The 19,671-nt window shown below is 49.2% G+C and carries 16 protein-coding genes; 1 reads left to right on the top strand and 15 read right to left on the bottom strand.

The genetic code is table 11. From position 1 onward, the window contains the following. Positions 1-78 precede the first annotated feature (78 nt). Positions 79-642, bottom strand: a complete 564-nt coding sequence (locus CPZ25_RS18055; RefSeq protein WP_243129320.1) for a YcbK family protein — start codon at positions 640-642, stop codon at positions 79-81. A 147-nt stretch (positions 643-789) separates the two neighbouring features. On the opposite strand from CPZ25_RS18055, the gene CPZ25_RS18050 reads away from it, so the two are divergent. Further along, the gene (locus CPZ25_RS18050) at positions 790-1,662 is read left to right on the top strand and encodes a DMT family transporter (RefSeq protein ID WP_096918991.1); all 873 of its coding nucleotides are present in this window, start codon (positions 790-792) and stop codon (positions 1,660-1,662) included. 231 nt (positions 1,663-1,893) lie between these two features. On the opposite strand, the gene CPZ25_RS18045 is transcribed toward CPZ25_RS18050, so the two are convergent. The 14 genes from CPZ25_RS18045 to CPZ25_RS17980 form a co-directional block, all read right to left on the bottom strand. Beyond that, the gene (locus CPZ25_RS18045; RefSeq protein WP_058695528.1) at positions 1,894-2,130 is read right to left on the bottom strand and encodes a DUF2922 domain-containing protein; all 237 of its coding nucleotides are present in this window, start codon (positions 2,128-2,130) and stop codon (positions 1,894-1,896) included. Between the two features lie 13 nt (positions 2,131-2,143). After that, positions 2,144-2,371: a DUF1659 domain-containing protein gene (locus CPZ25_RS18040; RefSeq protein ID WP_058695529.1), complete on the bottom strand. Its 228-nt coding sequence runs from the start codon at positions 2,369-2,371 to the stop codon at positions 2,144-2,146. 96 nt (positions 2,372-2,467) lie between these two features. Continuing rightward, positions 2,468-3,088: an RNA polymerase sigma factor gene (locus tag CPZ25_RS18035; protein ID WP_167495269.1), complete on the bottom strand. Its 621-nt coding sequence runs from the start codon at positions 3,086-3,088 to the stop codon at positions 2,468-2,470. Next, positions 3,085-3,291: a hypothetical protein gene (locus CPZ25_RS18030; protein WP_096918994.1), complete on the bottom strand. Its 207-nt coding sequence runs from the start codon at positions 3,289-3,291 to the stop codon at positions 3,085-3,087. Before CPZ25_RS18030 ends, CPZ25_RS18035 begins: the two co-directional genes overlap by 4 nt. 158 nt (positions 3,292-3,449) lie before the next feature. After that, positions 3,450-3,854: a hypothetical protein gene (locus tag CPZ25_RS18025; RefSeq protein WP_096918995.1), complete on the bottom strand. Its 405-nt coding sequence runs from the start codon at positions 3,852-3,854 to the stop codon at positions 3,450-3,452. 8 nt (positions 3,855-3,862) lie between these two features. After that, positions 3,863-4,630: a phage antirepressor KilAC domain-containing protein gene (locus CPZ25_RS18020; protein WP_074616572.1), complete on the bottom strand. Its 768-nt coding sequence runs from the start codon at positions 4,628-4,630 to the stop codon at positions 3,863-3,865. 585 nt (positions 4,631-5,215) lie between these two features. After that, the gene (locus CPZ25_RS18015; RefSeq protein WP_096918997.1) at positions 5,216-5,770 is read right to left on the bottom strand and encodes a hypothetical protein; all 555 of its coding nucleotides are present in this window, start codon (positions 5,768-5,770) and stop codon (positions 5,216-5,218) included. Between the two features lie 112 nt (positions 5,771-5,882). Beyond that, positions 5,883-6,068 (bottom strand): hypothetical protein, encoded by a 186-nt coding sequence (locus tag CPZ25_RS18010; protein WP_096918998.1) that lies wholly within the window; start codon positions 6,066-6,068, stop codon positions 5,883-5,885. After that, a complete protein-coding gene (locus CPZ25_RS18005) occupies positions 6,046-7,257 on the bottom strand; it encodes a nucleotidyltransferase domain-containing protein (RefSeq protein WP_096918999.1) in 1,212 nt (403 codons plus the stop codon). The genes CPZ25_RS18010 and CPZ25_RS18005 overlap by 23 nt, the downstream gene beginning before the upstream one ends. Beyond that, entirely contained in the window at positions 7,254-8,978 is a 1,725-nt protein-coding gene (locus tag CPZ25_RS18000; protein WP_096919000.1) for an ABC transporter ATP-binding protein, read from the bottom strand. The genes CPZ25_RS18005 and CPZ25_RS18000 overlap by 4 nt, the downstream gene beginning before the upstream one ends. 271 nt (positions 8,979-9,249) lie before the next feature. Continuing rightward, complete coding sequence (locus CPZ25_RS17995) at positions 9,250-9,726, bottom strand: S24/S26 family peptidase (RefSeq protein WP_096919001.1); 477 nt, start codon at positions 9,724-9,726, stop codon at positions 9,250-9,252. Then, on the bottom strand, positions 9,719-9,985 hold the full coding sequence (locus tag CPZ25_RS17990; RefSeq protein WP_096919002.1) for a PqqD family protein: 267 nt from the start codon (positions 9,983-9,985) through the stop codon (positions 9,719-9,721). Before CPZ25_RS17990 ends, CPZ25_RS17995 begins: the two co-directional genes overlap by 8 nt. Positions 9,986-10,001: 16 nt before the next feature. Further along, complete coding sequence (locus CPZ25_RS17985; protein WP_096919003.1) at positions 10,002-10,871, bottom strand: hypothetical protein; 870 nt, start codon at positions 10,869-10,871, stop codon at positions 10,002-10,004. 263 nt (positions 10,872-11,134) lie between these two features. Continuing rightward, positions 11,135-19,576: an InlB B-repeat-containing protein gene (locus tag CPZ25_RS17980; RefSeq protein ID WP_096919004.1), complete on the bottom strand. Its 8,442-nt coding sequence runs from the start codon at positions 19,574-19,576 to the stop codon at positions 11,135-11,137. Positions 19,577-19,671: the final 95 nt, after the last annotated feature.

The raw sequence follows: 19,671 nt of genomic DNA, 5'->3' as shown, positions 1-19,671 counted from the left end.
TGCCTTGTAATCGTTATGCCTATTATACCAGAAATTCCATAAAAAACCGGGGACGCAGTATTTTGCATCCCCGGCGCTTTATTCCACCAGCTCCACGTGCACGTAGCCACTGCTGTAGTAGGGCAGCACGTTAAGCCCCACTCCCTTGGCCAGGGCGGCCAGATCGCCGACACCCACACCGGGACAGTAAAGGTCCGCGGCCCGGCCGCGCTTGTGAAAGGACCATGAAACCCCGCCGACCTCCTCATTCCTGGGCCCGCAGCGCACCCCCGAGGTCAGGATCACCGGCCGCCCACAGGCGCAGCGCAGGGCCTCCACCCGGACGGTAAGCTCAGGATCAGGCATCACCGGAAAGCCGGAACAGTAGCCCGCGCAGTCGCAGGCATACTCCCACAGTCCAAAGTGCTCTGAGGCCATGGGCGTCTCTGGCTCCGCCGTTACAGCCTCCTCCTGGAGCGTCTCCTCTGGCTCTGGTACTGCCGGCTCACCGGTCAGTGCTGGCTTTGCCACCCTCGCTTCGGTCTCCTCCCGGGCGTCTGCCGCAGGCCCCTCCAGACAGCGCACCTGAACCGCGGCAGCCCCGACGAGCAGGCATGCGGTCAGCCCCATAACAATCAAAATCCGCCTGTAAAATTTCTGCATTCTGTAAACCTCCTTTTATGACTCACTACGTCTTTATAGTGGCACGAAGAGCGTTTTCTTACGGTTTGGGATTGACAAAAGCGCGGGCCGCCGATACAATGGTCAGAACGACCCGTTAATTTCCTGCCAGATACCAGAGGAGGCCCCATGAACAAACAAAAGCTGCTCTTTGCCCTGGCCATGCTTATTTTTGGGAGCATCGGCCTCTTTGTCCGCACCCTGCCCTTTACCTCAAGCCAGATCGCCCTGGCCCGGGGGCTTATCGGGAGCGCTTTTCTTTTTGTGTCCAGCTTCATCCTTAAAAAGGGGCTCTCGCTCAGGCGTATCCGAAACAACCTGAAGGTTCTGCTCCCGCTGGGGATCATGCTCGGCTTCAACTGGATCCTGCTCTTCCAGGCCTACCGATACACCAGCATCGCCAACGCTACGGTCAGCTATTACTGTGCGCCGGTCATTGTCATGCTGCTGACGCCCGTGGTTTTTAAGGAACCCCTGACCCGTACCAACGTCCTCTGTATCTTCGCAGCTATGGCCGGTATGGTCTGCATATCCGGCGCGGGCGGCGCACTCGACCGCCAGAACCTGATCGGCATCGCCTATGGCTTTGGCGGTGCTGTCTTTTACGCGGCCATTGTCCTGACCAACAAGTTTTTAAAGGATATATCCGATTTTGAAAGCGCCTTTACTCAGCTGTTTGTCGCAGCTCTGGCCCTTCTGCCCTATGTTCTGCTGACAGATGGCGTCTCCCTCGCCGGGGCTTCGGCAGGCGGCGTCCTGCTGCTGTTTCTGGTGGGCGTGGTGCACACAGGCTTCAGCTACCTTCTGTACTTTTCCTCCCTGCCCCGGCTGGATAACCGCACCATCGCTACCTTTAGCTATATCGACCCCATCTCCGCCATTTTGCTGTCAAGCCTCTTCCTCGCCGAGCCCATGACCCTGGTGCAGTCCGCAGGGGCTGTGCTCATATTGGGCGCAACCCTGATAAACGAGCTGGTGGGCATGCGTAATGCGAAGTATTAAGGAAGAAGTGAAAAAAGGTGCTGAGGGAAACGATTTTTTCGAGGTTGCCAAACTGCTGAGAGACAGCATCCATAGGCCGAATCCAATCAAATCTGCCTGTGGCAGATTTGCACCTGAGCTTTCCACCTTCCACTATTTTCAACTTAAAAAGCATCTTTTTAACGCTTTACCGCTTACTGTCAAGTTTTCCGACAACCAAAAAAGAGCGGTTTCCCGCTCTTTTCTTTTTTTCTAAGCTCCCTCGATGGCGACATCGGTGGTTTTGGTCTCGACCTTTTTGGCGCTGGTCACTGCCGCCAGGCCGATGCCCTCCGGCGCAAAGGCATCCTGCGCCAGAATCGCCTTGGCGCCGGTGTTGATTTCGGCGTCGGTGATGCCCTCTCTCAAATCCGGAATGGTGAGATTAAAATTCTTGCCGTCTGTGCGTTCATAGCTTACTACTAATTCTTTACTGGTTTTTTCTGCCATTTTCTACTCCTCCTTATTCCTGTGTGCGTGTCAGCTCTTCGGCGACAACTTTTTCCTTTTTCTCCATGATGGGCTCCTGCAGCTTGGCGATGGCCTCCGCGGTTGACACAAAGGCCTCGTCGGTGACGTCTGTCCTCAGATCACCATAGGTCTTGGTTTTCTTCACAATTTTTCCGCCTTCCTCTCCAAAGTTCAGGATGGTTTTCATATCCACCGCCCGTACTGTTTTTTCAATTGCCATATTCGCTGGCCTCCTTTATTTTTTTGACCGCTCTCTGCGGCTCATGGTTGTATAATGGCAGCCTGCGCGAAATCTTACGGCGGTTTTGGCGTTTTTTTAAATTTCCTTTATAAGGCTGGCCAGACGCCGAAGCCCGCGGTGAATCAGCTGGCTCACGGCGTTCTCGCTCATCTCCCATTCTGCCGCCATATCCCTGACCCGGCGGCCCTCAAGGTAGTGGGCGCGGATGGCAGCCTGCTGGCGTGGCGCCAGCTTTTTAACCATTTGTCCGAGACCGGCGGCCTGGCGGGCGCGGGTGTCCGCGGCTTCCCGGCGCTCGATCACTTCCTCCACCGCGCTTTCTGGCGCTGCCAGCAGCTCACCCAGGGGCAAAGCCTCGCCGCCGGCCTCCTCGTCCAGCCGCAGGGCGTTTCGCTCGGGCTGCTTTTCGACCATTTTGGGCTTCTGCACAAAATGGTAAAAGAGCTGGCGCTTTATATAGGCCGAAAAGTAAACGCCTCTTTCCGGCGCGTAGTCGCGGATGGCGGTCAAAAGCACCAGAAACCCCTCCTGCAGGGCGTCCTCATAGCTGCCGGTATCGTAGACATAACGCTTCACCATGCTCTTGACTAACGGCGTATAGGCGATGAGCAGCTGGGTCTGGGCCTCGGCGACACCCGCCCTGGCCGACAGCACCAGAGCATTGATGAGGGCGTACTGCCCGTCGCTTTCATTCACATCCACACCTCTCGTATGCCCCTGCAGTCCACAGCGATCTCCGGAAAGCATTCCAGAACGCTTTTAAAATGATCGTTAAAGTAATCTTCTGCCTCCTCGCGGCTGCCTGCCCAGACCTCTGCCTCAAAATCACAGGTTCCCTCGAGAATGTAGCGCATTTTTCGTCGGCGCACAGGCCGTCCCGTACCATATCGATTTTGCATTGATGTGTCCTCCTGATTTATAAAAGAATAATATAGGTATTGTTAATAAAGTATTTATGGTGGACATCTGTGACAGCCAGGGCGCACCCATTTTAGCCTTTTTGGCGTTTTAGGTGTCTGCCCTGTCCGGCACGAAAAATTATCCACAGTTATCCACATTATCCACAGCCATTATCCACAACCCTGTCGACAATCACATAGACCTCCAGAGACTGGCCCGCCACCGTGGTGCGGACTGCCGGAGCCACGTTGTCTGCAAAGGGGATGAGGGTGTAAAGCCCCTGGGACTTGCCCTTTACAGCTTTCTGATAGCGGATAAGGCCCGCGTCCTCCAGCTCCCTGCGGTGGCGGGCGATGTTGCGGTAGGTGTTGTCCAGCTGTCTTTCCAAAAGCTCTGGCCGCACAAAAAACTGGACGCGCCAGAGCCACTCGCCGTTGGCGGCCAGATAGGCGCAGCGGCTGCACCGGTACAGCAGAAACTGCCACAGGTTCCTTGCCCCCTGGCTTAGCCTGTGATCCATGAGCCACTCGAGCCAGGCGTCCAGCTCCTTAAAGTAATCCACTGGCCCGCCTACCGGATTTCTTCAAGACCTTTTTCTGCAAAGAGGCGGACAAAATACGCCTGGCCCTTTGGCGTCACATAGGTGGTGTGGTCTAAAAACACCTGCCCCGGCCCGGCCTCAAAGCTGCTCTCCCGCACCTCGAACAGGCCCATCTCCATGGCCCGCTGGGTGGGGATATTGCTCTCCCGGTCGCTGTAGCACAGGTAGCCGTTTTTCCGCAGCCAGCCCATGAGCCGGTTCCGCCCTGTCCTAATCTTTTTTCCGTCCTTCAGACTTATATTCTGGACCAGTGTGGTAAGCTTTTTCATGGAGATGCTGTCCCCGGACACCATGATGCCCTGGGCGAACCGGGCCAGATCGTTCTGCCCGTCCAGGGTTTTCTGCAGCGCGACGAAGTTCTGGGTCTGGAGTATGAGGGCCTCGATCAGCCGGTTTTCACGCAGCTGTCCGGCGCTGTTCACGCGCACGGCGGGCAGCAGCTCGTCGTAGATCCAGGCCTCGAAGCGTCTGGCGGCTGGAAGCTTGCTGGACGCCACCAGGCGGTAGAGATCGCCCTCGGGAATAAAGAGCATTTCCAGCAGCCGGTTGGGACTCTGGGGGTGGACGACCAGCCGCTTGTGGGCGTGGCGGCAGTGGCGGCGCACCGCCTCGGCGGGCCGGGCATAGCCCAGAGCGCTGGCCGCGTCGCTGCCGCTTACGAGCACGCGCCCCTTCTCGTCGATCAGGCGGATCATGCCAAATTCATCACTCATAAATTCCTGTAATTGTGTATTCATTGTTTCCTCCAAAAATAAATTTCGAAGCGCGCTTCTGTACTTAAGTGATTCCTAGTATAGAGCATCTTACGCTCTTTTGCAGACGCAAAAATGGCGTTTTACTGCCTTTAAGCCCGTGGCTGCGCCCGGTTTTCACGCTTTTTTATCGTGATTTCCTGTAAAAACAGGACTTTTAAAAGTTTTTCCGCCATTCTTACCTGAGATTTTAAAAACCCTTTCAGCATCAAAAGCGGTATACGCTGTTTTGGCGTATACCGCTATGGTGTGTTGATAAAATCGGTCGAGGGATGCAAAGAAAAAGCTTGAAGCCGTTTGAGTTGAAAATTGATAGTTGATAGTGGATAGTGGATAGTTATGGAACGTTTTCGCTGACGCAAAAACGACTGGAACAGCGGCCGCAGGCCGCATTCAATCAAATCGGCCAAGGGCTGATTTGCTCCTGAACTTTCAACTTTCAACTTTCAACTCTCAACTTAAAAATCCTCTTTTTAACCCTTCATCTCTTGCTGGCATTCTTTATCTACCGCTCAGGCGGTATACGCTGTTTTGGCGTATACCGCTATATCTTGTATTTTTATCTTTCATTTAATCCTTTTTATACCAGAAATGTGCTTTCGCCTTTTCGAAAAGCTTTTTACTGAGACTCATGAGCTTTTTAAAGCGCTCGGGGTGGCTGTCCCGCTTTTTGGGGAAGAAAAAGCCGCAGTACTCCAGTCCCTCGTCATTCTGCACGCCGCTGCACTTCTCGTACAGGGTAGCGTTGTAGCAGCCGTAGGCGGTGTCCCGGCCCACCTTATCGGTCCGGCATTTGGTCTCGACCATCACATCCTCTGTTGCCTGGACATAAAAGGGAAGGTGCCCGCCCTTCTCAAGGCACAAAAGCTTTTTTGTCTTTTCCACAGCCAGCTCCCGGGTCATGCAGAAATGGGCCAGATAGGCCGGAAGCACCACATCCCGGTAGGAAGCGGGCACCATGGCGGGGTCGCGCCCTAAAAAGGCCACTGCCGTCACATCACCGTACTCCTCCTGATAAAGGGGATTCATAAAAGACACCACATAATCGGTCAGCGCCCTGTCAAAAGCCTCTAAATCCATCACCTCAGCGCGCTCTTCTTCGATGAGCGCCATAAACTTTTTCATCTTACTACTCCTTCTAAAAAAATTTACACAAAAAAGAACAGCAGGGCAGAAAATAGCCCTACTGTTCTTCAGGTGTCAGTGCAATTAATCCTGTCGGGGGACACAGGCCCCTCTATTCAGCTGTCTCTTCCATAAAAAGCTCGATGCGGGCCGATTTTCGGACAGGGTCTGAAAACCGGCTTTCTTTTATCTGCGCCTCGTGCTCATACAATTTATTTTTGACGGCCTGCACGCTCTCCAGCGCCTCGATCAGCTCCTCGACAGCCGCGTCCTCTTTATAAATGACTTTTTTTCTCATGTTCAAGCTCCTGTAGCCCAGACCGCTCGTAAAAGCCTCTGGCCCTGGCTACTTCCTCCTCAGAGGTGTTTTGCACTGCCCGCACACGGTGCAGGGTGCGCTTTGGCCTTTTGACCATGGCGCGCACGCCCCGCATCACCCAGGCGGCTGGCAGCAGCGCAGGCCTGCCTTCCACCCAGGGAAAGACCTGGCGCATGTGGTCCATGGCCGGGAACAGCGTGCGCCACAGATAGCGGCGCTGGACAGAGGTGAAATCCTCCTGGGCGTCGTAGACCTTTGAAAAGGCGGAAAGCTCCATATTCTGCGTGGTGCCATAGGTGCCGTTGCCCAGAATAAAGCGGCCCATCTCATCGGTGAGCTCATCGCCCGGCCGCCCGTCAAACCAGACCCCGGCCAGGCGCATGAGGTTATCCCCAAAGGCCTTCAGGCCCATGGCCTCAAGCCCCGCGCCGATGGCCGCCCAGTCCGCTGTGTCCTGGTAAAAGCGCCGGAACACCCACAGGTCCATGATGGAGCGGATACCAGTGCCGCCCTGGGCATAGTGCTTGGTCAGGTGCGCCACCATGTAGAGGTAGAAATCCTCCGGAGTCATGGCATAAATACACTGGGTTCCCTCCTTTAAAACCGCCCGGTCAAAGATATGGTCAAAATAGCCCCCGAAGGCGTATTGCTCCGGCAGGATATTACGGTGTATCTCAAGATTCATGTAGGGCCTGCGGTGGTAGACGTCGTGATTGCCACCCGTGTGCTCGCAGGAAAAGCCCCTGTCTGTCAGAATTTTCCCCACCGCCCTTGTGTTCGCGTCGTCCACCAGAATATCCACATCGGCCATGAGCCGCATATCCGGCCGCGGATAGGCGTATTTGAGCACAAAGCCCTTCAAGGGCAGGGCGCGGATGCCCCGCCCGTCAAGGGTTTTCAACAGCTCAGTCACGGTAACGTGCTGGGTGGCCTCCTTGGCGATGCCCGTAAGCCTGGCCTGTCTGAAGGCCTGTCTTACTTCCTGGGGAGGCTGCTCCTCCTCCGCAAGCCTTTCCAACCCGTAGTCGGCCATCCCCGCCACCGAATGCCGCCGGGCTGTTTTGTACACCGCGCCCCAGTCGCAGCCGGGCGCTGGCGGCTCGGGCCGCTGGTCCTTTAAGACGGCTGCCAGCAGCTCCACCACATAATCTTTTTCGTCTTTTATCATTTTGCTTCTCTCAATCTTTTTTCTATGAGTATTTTTCCATCCACAATCCGCAGCACCACATCGCAGACCGTAAGAGCAGCCGCCTTGTGGGTAACGATGAGACAGGTGCGGTTTCTGAGGCCCTGGATGTTCTCAAGCACCCGCTTTTCGGTCTGGGCGTCCAGGGCCGAGGTCACCTCGTCCAGCAGCAGCACCGGCGCGCCGCCCAGCACCGCCCGGGCAATGGCCAGACGCTGAACCTGCCCCTCGGACAGGCCCATCCCCTTTTCGCCAATAAGGGTATCCATGCCCATTGGCAGAGCGTCGATAAAATCCATGGCGCAGCTGAGCTCAGCCGCCTGCGTGATCTCTTCCTCCGTGGCTTCCGGCCGGATAAAGGCAATGTTCTCCCGGATGGTGCCCGAGAGCAGAAAATTGCCCTGGGGCACATAGGCAAAAAGCCCCCGGGTCTGCCGGTCCGCCGCGATGCGGAATCCGTCGTCCATTCTCAGCCCGATATGCCCTGAATCCGGCGTGAAAACACCCAGCAGCAGCTTGAGCAGGGTGCTCTTGCCAATGCCCGACAATCCCGAAATCACCGCAAAGCTGCCCTTTTCAAGGTACAGATCCGCCTGGTTAAGCACCGGGTCCCGGTCATAGTGAAAGCTCACCTGTCGCAGCTCAATGCCCAGCATATGGGCGTACAGCGCGCCGGCGTCATGGGGCGTGCCGTCCACTGCCGGCTCGTCGGGAAGAGCCTCGATATCCATCATCCGCTCAGCCGAGGCCAGGACGCCATAGTATTGGGGCAGCATGCCCGACAGGCCGACAAAGGGCGCCTGCACCTGATTGACCAGCTGCAGCACCGCCGTCAGCGTCCCGAAGCTCACCGTGCCCGCGATCAGCCCGCGGCAGCTCCACACCAGGGCGTACAGGTAGCCCAGGTTAAAAATAAAGCTGATGCCCGTGTTGGCCGCCACGCTGATGGTGTTCTTGCGGATTTTCTCTCTGTAATTGTCCTGCTGAAGCCGCCTGCCCTTGTCCTCCATGGCCCCCTCCACCTGAAAGGTGCGGATGACCAGAAAGCTTGCGAGCAGCTCCTGCAAAAAGGCGCGCACCCGCCCGTCCGTCTCCTGAACCCGCTTGTGCAGAGCCTTGAGCCGCTTTCTGAAAAAGCGGGCGACCACAAACATGGCCGCCCCGGCCAGGGCAAAGATGAGCGAGAATCGCCAGTCCAGCACGCAGAGCACCCAGAAGGCCGAAACGATCTTGGTGACAAGCCCGGAAAAGGTGGGCAGCAGCGAGGTGACGCCAGTGGCGATTGCCTGCACGTCGCTGGTGAGGCGGTTGAGCAGGTCGCCGCTGTGGTAGGCCATGACGGCCTGGTAATCTTTTTTTAAAACAGCCGACAGAAAACGGGATTTAAAGCCCATTTCCAGCCGGCCCTGTATGCTGGCCTGGGCATGGCGGCAGGTGGCCTGCAGAAGCGCCTGAAGCGCGATAATGCCTAAAAAAACCGCGCTGCGCCAGACAAGCGCCTCCATGCCCCCTGCCGTGGCCCCGTCGATGACGCTCTTAGACGCCAGCGCGAAGGCCACCCCCATGCAGGCCAGCCCAATATTGGCAAAAACCAGCAGCACACAGGCCAGAATCTGCCCTCTGGCATTCTGGTAGAGCCAGGAAAAAACTTCTTTATCGGTGTAGGTACGCCTGGGCTGCGCCGGTGCTCCTTTTGTTGACATGGTAAACCCTTTCGTAAATTTAATTGCAAATGGAAAATTGAGAATGGAGAATTAGAAGAACAAAACGCAGACGCGTATTGAAAGGAATCGTCGCTTGAGCCCGGCGAAAGCGTTCCGACATTCTCCATTTATTTGCCTCAATCCTTCCCTTTCACATCCCACGAACGACCTTGACGAACCCATTTAAGCCCCAATCCTGTACACCCTCGCCATCCCTGAAAGAACGGAATCATCAGGATCGGGACGGTGTGGGCGCACAGGGCCGGGGCTGTTAATGAAAGGCGCGCAGCAGCCGGGAAACCGCCCCGCGCCCCCGCAGCACCACGTACCGCGCCGGGTACAAAAGCCACCAGACCCGGCAGTACAGACGGTACAGCGGGCTATCGCAGGAGATGTAGCGGCCGCCGCGCCAGAAGCCTTTGACGATGCCGATGATCTGGTCGGGGCGGATGCCGCGCTCGTTCACAAACTGATGATCTCCCCTCAGAGTATAGGTGCCGTCTGAATTTACTTTTACAATCCGGTGCAGCACATATTGGCCGCTGTCTCTCTGGTAAAAGGGCAGGTCATGCTTTTTCAGCCGCGCGGGCGGCGCCACAATGCAGACCTGATCCCTGCGGTCACGCAGTGTGGGCAGCATGCTGGTACCGGCGGAGGTGAAGATGACTTCGCCCCCAGCAGTTAGTTTTTCGGTGATGAGGGGGTGCATCTGTTCCAGATCAACCCGACGACTGCCTATATCAGCCATCAATCAGGCCAGCATCGCCTGCCAGCTTGAGAAACTCTTCCACATCCTTTTCGGCTGTTTCGGCGTCAACCTCATACTCCTCTAAAAGCGCTTGAACCAAATCTTTCTGCTCACAACCTTGTTCCAGCTGTTTCCACAAAAGAGCGCCGGTTTCGTTGAGGGAGATGATGCCCTGAAAATTGAGGGAAACTTCACCCGAAGGTACGACAACAGCCTCTCCGGCAACTTCTCGCAATATATATCCATTTTTTATTTTCATAAAAGATTCTCCTATCCTATTTGCCAAGTATTGTTGTATTATATGAGAGCTCTACGGCTTCCTCGCTGATGGTACATCCCATTTTATAGATGGGTATCTGGCATACTATTTTATCCAAAAGATTAAGTAAGTTACTTGTTTTTTCTTCACTTCGAGGGCCTGTCGGTCGCAAGCTCTGATAATATAGCCATCTGACGGCCTCTTTATTATTCAACCGTTCGATACGGTTTTCTGGTGCCTGCTCCAAAAACACAATGGCCTGCAACGGCACTTTAACATTGGTGTTTAAGTCCGATTTACCACTCCACGGCGTACCATACACATAAAAGGTATCGCCCATCAAGCGGATAGCCGGCTTATCGTCATTGATGATGATGGCTTTATCTTCCCCAAAGTACTTTCGCCACAATCCGGTATGGGTTGATTTTCCAGTACCGCAGGGCGCAGAAAATAAAACGGCTTTATTATCCAACGCTACCGCTGAGGAGTGGAGACAAAAGCCGTTGTAATCGAGCAGTGCTCTTGAGAAGGCAAAGCCGGTTTCGATGTATTCGTAGTTGTCGAGACTGGGAAGTGGATATTTTTTTAAAGGTTCCTGGTAATAGAATTCAGCATTATTATTGTTTTTAAAATAGATTTTTTCTGTTTTCAGGATACTGTCCTCTTTGCGATAAAATATCCATTTATCAATGGTTTCTGAGATAATTTTTTCTTTAGTTTTTTGAATAATATTTCCTTCGATCCGTATGTTATCTTGATCACTTCTAAATTCAAACTTATATTTCTCTGGACTAATCAATGATTGATATGCTCTGGACTGATCTTTCAGTATTTTTCCAAAAATTGCCATTTTGATATTAAGTTCAGCTATTATGTATCTATTCATTATTTTACTTACCTTAAATATTGACATAGGAAACTCTATTCTACGATAAAGTTTCCTATTCAAATTTACTTGTTGCTCAGTGAAGAATCCATATAGTATTCACTAGGTTGTTAAATCTTCCTCACCACTGCTATCCAACATAATATCTTCTACTTCAAATTCCTGAATATCGAATCCCGGTTTTAGATAGTCTTTCAAATTTTTCACCTCCACTTAAGTTTTTTATAGCAGAGTATGAAGCCCTCTGCCATGGCGTTCATGTTTTAATTCGCTACTACAGTTCCCTTGACCATGTCGGTGTAGATAGTATATGTTTCACCATTTTTCATATAAGTCAGGTATCCTCTCGCGGAAACAGTCGTACTAACCGCCAAATTTCCCAAGTTTACTGTGTAGGTATATTGATTTCCGATATTTGTTTTTCCACCTGTGATTACATCAGCTGCACCTAAGGCTAATTCTTCTGGGTTTGTTACATCTGCTTTTTTTGCCACAATCCCACATTTAATCGGCGTATAACCACCATCATCTGGAACTTCTGACCTTACAATAAAGCGTAGCTTATACAGGCCTTCACTCTGATCAATTTGAACAGGATTCGGATCAATAGAAACAGTCGGCTGTTTTTCTACCGGAAGTTCTGAATATGTCGCTTCGATTGATGTATCTGCTTTTAACGTAAAAGTATAGGTTGCGTCGTAACTGATAATGGAATCACCATTTGTGTATTTCCATCCTGCAAATTGTTTGCCTTGTTCCGGCGTATTTGCAATAACAGTTACGCGGCTGTTAGCATCTTTTTTCACGCTTGTTTCTGTTTCACCATCGATATTTCCATTGATAACTGTTACAGTATACTGTATTTTTTTCTGTGTATAACGGGCTTCATAGGTTGTGTCTTTCTTTATATTTTGAATCTTGCCATCAACAATGCTTGCTTTTACATTACCGTCATACCAACCGTCAAATTCTCTATCCAAATAAACTGGTGCTTCTGGTACAGTCACTTCACCATTTTTATCAATGGTCTGGGGCTGTCCAATGATCGTGCCGGTTACAGAATTTTTAAAACTTACAGTTACTTTATCAGCCTGAATTTCTTCAAAATGGGCAAGATACTGTAAATTGCTGGTTCCGGTATAAATCGTGAACGTATCTTCCACTGAAACCGCAGTGTTCATGTCCTGGAGAGTCGTCCATTTAACAAATTTATAGCCAGCTTTTGGTGTTGCCTTTAATATTGCCATAGTACCAACATTGATCTCAGCATTCACAGCATTTGAATTTTCGGTGCCATTTACGCTAATACTGCCTGCACTTGCATTGAAATTCAATGCACTTACTGTAATTGTTGGTTTACGCGTAAAGTTTGCTGTTATTGTCCCAACATCATCTTTTGTGCGCACCGTATAATCACAGGTCCTATTTGTTCCAATAATTTCGCCGCTTGCATTTGTCCAAGACAAGAAATCATAATCTGAATTTGTGATTTCAGCTTTTAAGGTTATTGTATCTTTTGCGTAGATTCCATCGTCTGGTTGTACGATTGATACTTTTCCAATACTTGCATCACAATTAACATTAACTTCACCTAATTTCTGGATGGTTGTTGTCTTGCCATCCTTCATCACAAACGGATAAGCCGATGGCGCTTCAATATCTGCGTTGTAATCCCAGATTCCTTCTTTTTCACCGTTTAAGCTATTGGCAAAGCGTGCTTTCTGCATATCGGCTTTGGTCATGGCTTTACCGATGCCGCCTGCTTCGCCACAGCGGTAAACACGTAATACTGTGCCTTGTGCTTCATTGGTTTGTACAGCCACCGTTCCAGCGGTAAAGCTGTCGGTGAGCTTGCCTGCGTTGCCCATAGTATTGACAATGGCGGTTGTCTTTTCGCCAACGGTCCAGCAGTTTTCAACTGTGCCGTTATTGGTGTTTACCAGATTGCTAAAGCCTTCGAAGCGGAGTTTTCCGACTTTTGCACCTTCGGCTAATTCTTTAATAAAATTAACGTTATTGCCGGTGATGGTGTAGCCATTGCCGTCGAAGTTACCTGCAAAGCTAGCTAAGGCTGTCCAGTTGTCGACGGTGATGTCGTTGGTTAGCTTGAAGTATTTACCTTTTGTTTCAAACGCTGGTGTCTGTAATAGTTTCAGCTGTTCTGGTGTATTAATCTGCCATGGTTTTTCGGCTGTGCCGTCGCCGCCGTTAAAACGGTCGCTTGGGCTGCCATAAATCCATGTGTTAGTTGTGCCATCTGTACTGAACGCCATCAAGCCGCCTTTGGCGATGAAGGAGTTCTGTGAGGTACTGGCTGCCGGAGCCACAATGGTTGTCGGGTTGGTCGCGTCAAAGTTCTTGACGTCAACGGTGGTATAATACTGAATCGCTTCTTTTTCTGCCTTTGTAAAGGTAATGGCAGAACCGTTTTGTACTACCAAATTTGCACGGGTTGAGCCTGCAAAACTTCCGTTAAAGGTTGTGTCACCTACAAGCTCCAGATTTACATTTTTTAATCCCATATCAATATCTTCCGTGATTGTTACCGGGGTACCGTCTGCATTTTGACTGACGATGATGGTATCACCTTCAAGGGTCGTCTCTGCCGCATAGGCGTCTGCAATGGTGCCGAAGTATTCGCTTGCTGTAGCTGTTCCTTTATGCTGTACTTCTACCGGAGCATAGATTTTTGTCATCTCTCTATCAATATAATACGGATATACTTTAACCTGATTACCTGTATAAAGCGACGAATCGTCAAAATGACTTCCTGATTTATCGGCATCTTCAACCAGCATTGCGCTGACGGTTTCTGTGCCTTCTGCATCCGTTTGGGCGTAATAGTTTTTGCTTAAATCATAGGTACCGCAAGTTTTATTTTTTTCAGATCCCAGTTCGAAGCCGTAGCGGACGTCGATAAACTGGTTGTTTTTGATGGTCAGTTTATCTGCGCTTAAGCTCGAGTGATCTACGCCAATGGCACGGTTTGCTCCAGCAAAGATGTTATTGCTGATATTAACAGTACCTTCTTGTGCGACAACCGTTAGGACACTGGTTCGTTGATTTTCACCAACTTTATCTGTTCCGATATTGAAAGTATTACCAGTAACCTCACTGTTTTTGCCAATCGAGGTGATCGCCATTCGATAAGGAACTTCAAATGTATTATTCTTAAAGATAACTGTCGCATCTTTATTACCGCCGCCATAGATAGCATTTGTACCATATTCAGCACTTTCTCTCCCCGTAAAGCGACAGCCTTCAATTGTCAAGCTTCCTGTGGTATTAAAGCTAATTGGAGATTGTCCGGTCTTAGTGATGTCAAATGCTACATTTTCTACTTTAGCTGTAATATCATTTTGAATCAACAATACTGCTGCATTCTCCCCATTTCCGTTTGGTGATGTTTTAGGTTCAATGGTACATTGAATCACGGTATTACCGGAATCCGCACCTTTTAATGTAACTTGATCTTTAAGCGTTACTGTTTCGGTATACACGCCATCAGCCAGCTGAACAGTTTCGCCAGCTCCGGCCGCATTAACGGCTTCCTGAATGGTCAGGTACTGGCCTTTTACGGTCGTGCCGTCAGTGTCGTAGACGGTTGCCGGGACGCGTATGGTTGTCATGGCTTCATCGGTATAGTATGGTACGGCGTTGATTTTCGCTGTGCCTTCTTCTGCCCAGATAACGGTATCCTCTGCTGCCGTTCCATAGGTGGTCACGGGCAGCTTGCCGTTCCAGTAGTTGAGCGAAAGGTCAAGGGTTTTGGAAGCATCTGGAACCTTTGTAAAAGCTACCATCTGTTCTTTGTGTTTACCAGCTGCTAAACTGGAATCGCGTACCATCTTGTTGCCTGTTACAGTCAACGATTCAACACCGGAGAAGTCTCCAAAGCGCATGGCGCGTCCGCCGTTCGCTATATCCTGATCCCAGTTTTTAAAGGTGTTACCTGTAATCGTGACATTTCCTTTGGCTGTCCCTGGGATCTGCAGTGCGCTATGATTGGTATTTTCGATATAGTTGCCAGTAATTTCTGTTTCACCACTGACGACGAAAACATTAATCCCGCTGGAGTCTCCATTGGCAACACCGGAAATACGATTGTTTTTGATGGTGCAATTTTGAACTGGCTGGCTATCTGCTAAATTAAAGTGAATAGCTGATACACTTTTTTCTTTATTGTTTAACTCGTTCGCAATATTTTCAAACACATTGTTTTCAATCGTGATACTATCTAAATTAGGGTCATTCCCCCAACCAACTGAATAGATTCCGCTTTTTGTAAATTTCAGGCCTTTAATACTGATGCCGTTAGCATCCTTCGTTGTACGCGTAATGTTGATACCGCCGGTGATCACGGCTTCTGTTGCTTCTGGCCTGTTTTCTGCGGTCACATCTGCTGCTTTAATATCAGTTTTTGCGTACGGCCCAACCAGATTCACGGCCTTGTCCAGCGTTACGGTTTCGTCATAGGTGCCTGCACCGATGGTGATGGTATCGCCGGCTGTGGCTTTTTCAACTGCTTCGCTGATCGTCGCGTATGGTGTCTGGTTATTCACATTGTAAACGGTAAGTGTCTTGATATAATCTTGATTACCACCGACAAGCTGACTCTGATCTCCAGGTACATTTTTATTAATGGCTGTGGTATCTACGGAATTGCAGTTGTAGAGATACAGGTTAGCCTCATATGTTTTGCTTCCGCGCATTTCCCCAATGAGTTCCCCGCGATATGAATCATAGCTCTCAAACCATCCTGAAGCTGTAATGGTAACCGTGCTGTTTTTAACACTACAATTATAGACTTTTACATTGCCATAAACCGTTGCGCCAATTAAACCTCCTGCATCCCAAGAAGGCTCTGAAATAGTTATTTGATCGCTATGACAATTTTGGATTGTAAAATTCCCTTCTCCTAAAAATCCCAGAATACCACCGACATTTTGATCTTCTGTAGCAATCGATCCACTTTGAACTTTACAGTTTGAGATATTCGAGTACCCGGAGCCTACAATACCGCCTGTGAATTTCCCTGTTTTGAATACAAAATTATTAACATTAACATTTTTTACTGTTGCTGATCCTAATTGACCAGCCAGTGTTCCAGCGTATTGCCCTCCAATAATATTCACATTTTCGAAATCAACATTTCCTAATTCTTTAGCGCCCCATGCCTTTCCAAATAATCCGATATATTTTTTTCCAGGCATATTAACCAATAAATTAGAAATTTTATGACTTTGTCCATCAAACTTACCGATATAATCATGGTTGGCTACACCTACAGGCATCCACTCGTCATTGTGGAAATCTAAATCGTTCCCCAATTTGATGGTCACATTTGAAGTATTGATTTTCCCTTCGTTAATCTGCTGTGACAGCCAATAGAACTGGGCTGGCGTTTTAACTGTATAAGATACTTCGTTTGCTTTGAAAAGGTTGATATCTGATTTGATTTCTTCGCCCAGATAGGTGAAGTCCAGCTTGTCTTTTGCAACGTCGGTGCCGTCCAGCTTGACCATGCCTGTGTCATACGCTTCCCCAAAGAGCTTTTCGACGGTGATTTTTTTATCGGTGTCGAAGCCTGTGGCGTTCTTTAAGATCAGGCTTGCATCTTTTTTGACTGCAACCTTGGCGTTATCGCCTGCCTTAATGTCTTGAATGTTAACATTTTTACTGCTGATGGTGATCGCGCCATCCAGCACGCAGTCGCCATCGCCTGCTGCCTTTTTCAGGGTTAAGCCACTCTTGTTAATGTCTAAGGTATCGCTGTAGGTGCCGGCAGGGATTTCAATGGTGTTTCCTCTGGTCGCGCCGTCGATGGCTTCCTTAATGGTTGTATAGGTTATATTTTTTGTTGTATTCTTAATCAGGCTTGCTTCATCGACCCAGTATACAACCTCATGTTCACCATCCATGTAGCTTCGCTGGGCAAAGCCATCGGCATTAACATAGATGTTTTCACTGGTTGCGAATTTGTCTGAAACAATCTGCAGCCTTTCACTCAGCTTGTACGGCTGTGCAGTATCCAGTGTGAAGCTTGTATCATTGGTGATACCGCTTCCCTGGTCCACGTTCACGCCGTACCAGCCATTGCCGCTGGTGTACAGGCCGCCTGCGGTTACGGTAGAGCCGTTGACCACGATGCCTGCCGCAGCGTTGTCTTTGGAGGTGACGTTGTTTAAAGCCACACCGGTGGACTGGACGATGTTGATGCCGTGTCCGTTGGCAGTGACACTTCCTGTTATTTTTCTTGCACCCTGAACGGTTAAGTTTTCTAAGGTCACGTCGTTTGTTTTTTCGATTAAAATCAGCGATCCTGTCTCGCTGTCCGTCGCCTGCTCATCTTCAGGGGTCCACGCATCGCCGCGGGTGATGATGACGTCCCCCAAACCTTTTAAGGTCAACGGTTTGTTAACGCGCAGCGTTGAGGACAGATTGTAGGTACCCGGCGCAATTTCAATGACAGCATTGTCGGCTGCATTTGCAACAGCTTCTTCGATGGTCTCGTAATATTTATATTGTTTATCTTCCGTTTTTTCTCTTGCTGCTGCAATGATAAACTGATCACTCTCACTTTTGGTGCATAATTTCGGGGTATCTATTTTTTGACCCTTTACTGTGATTACTCCTGTATAGTTATAACCAAAAACATTTACGGTTACAGGCCCATATCCAAATCCACCGATTGTCCCGTAAGAGCCTGTAGATGATATATCTCCACTATTACTGCAGTTAATAATATTAACCGTGGCTGTTCTATTTTGAGCAGATCCCCAAAAAGTACCAACATTTTGAAAACCATTGATCGATAATCTAAGATTACAGTTTTCAAAGGTATACGTACCATTGCCCAGTGTACCAATAAGACCTCCAGAATAATATGATGTCGCATTTCTCATACTACCTGAAATTATCACGTCCTTAACGATAATATTTCCTTCTGTCGCTGCCGCCAAAAGACCAAGCATCCCATTCGTTGTCTGGATATTGCAGTTCTCGATGTTTAAATTTAAAAAGCTGGCGTTTTCCACTCCGTTAAAAATAGAACCATTTCCGCTTACGCTATTGATAGTCAGGTTTTTAAGTACTTTATTGTTTCCATTAAAGTTTCCTGCAAAGTTGTTAGTATAATCACCTAAGGCAACAAAATTGTAATTTGCTGCGTCGATATCCTTTTGCAGTTCAATTGTACCTGTAAAACTCCCCTTACCATTCATTAAAACATAATGCATAAACTGAAACTGATTTATAGTTGAAATTTTATAGACACCTGCTTCGCTTACTGGTAAACCTTCAATCGTACCACTGCCAAATAAATGGCTGATATCGTTGACCCATCCATTACCAATCTGGCTAATGTCTAATATACCATTGTTTTCAAGTTTTCCCTTAAGTTCAAGTTTTCTATCCTTAGAAAGAATTAGTTTTTTACCTTCTGGGATTATTACCTTTGCTTTTTCAGGAATAGTTATATCGCCAGTAACTGTAATATTTTCACTCAATTTAATATCAACCCAGTTACTGCCCACTGATTTTAAAGCATTTTCCAGTTCACTATAGCTCGATACATTTTTTTCTCCGTCATAACCATAACGAACGCTATACTTACTATCCTTTTTTTCTACCACATAAGGTGCACCAACATAAGCAGATGGATCTTTATCCCAGATTCCACCCTCTATAACAATGGATGCGTCAGCTGCACCGCTCTCAATTTTTACGTCAACATCACTTGTTTTCGTTGTATATGTGCCCGCCGAAATTTTTGCGTTACCTATACTTCTTCCATCTGAGGTACTGCTCACCCATACTGGAATACCATTACTTGTTGACACAATAGGTTCTGGTAAGCTATCTTTTTTGGCAATTGTCAGACTCCCACGATTATGTATTGCAGCAGAACCATTTTCCCAACCACCGGCCTTCTCAGCAGTTGTTTGAATCGTGCCACTATAAACAATCGCTTTCCCATAATTACTGATGGCATTTCCAATCGTCGCTTTAATAGTACCGCCTTCAATAGTCAAATTGGCATCATACTGGTTTCTTAATGTTGCGAGGCATTCCTGGGTATTGGTTGTATTTTCGATAACGCCGGTTTTAGCCGAGCTGGCGTCCTGAATGGTCAGGGTTCCGAAATTACCAATAATGTATTCCTGCCCATAATTGGAGCCATTGCTTTTCAGCGCACCGGTGATCTTATGCCCATTTAAGTCAAGGGTAATGTCGGCATCTTTTTGCACTGTAAAAATATCATTGGCTGTGGCGTGGCCTGCGGCATTATTTGTCGCAATGTTGCCCAGATCAATATCCTCCAGCAGCTGAACCGTATGCGATCCCGTCATTGCGTTAAAAACTGTCAGAAATGTTGCTTGATCCGTATATTCCTGATCATCAATTTTTGCAATCCCTGTTCCATTCGGTACTGGCGCCTGCAATAACGCCGGCCACTCCTGCCTTAACGAATTGTCTGTCGCATTTTCTTCTGTCGTCCCTGTTTCCTCATCCACCGGTGTCGGCGCCACGACGGCCGGTTCTGGTTCGTCTGCGGACTGTTCTGCCGGGGCTTCGACGACATTTGTCGTCTCGCCGGCCGGAGCGGTTAGTTCTTCCGCAAACACTGAGAAATTCATGGACATGAATACCATCAATACTGTGAGCAGCATTGACATGGTCCGTTTTAATTTAGACTTTCTCACTTTCTTTACCTCCTGTTTGAATCCTTAATCCCATATACTTTCACACATTTTTGTTGCAGGCTTCACCTCTTTCTTTATCTTAACGTAAATTTAAT

This window comes from Eubacterium maltosivorans, assembly GCF_002441855.2.
GTDB lineage: Bacteria > Bacillota > Clostridia > Eubacteriales > Eubacteriaceae > Eubacterium > Eubacterium maltosivorans.
The sequence above is the reverse complement of the archived record's forward strand: the minus strand, read 5'-3'. Positions and strand labels throughout refer to the sequence as shown.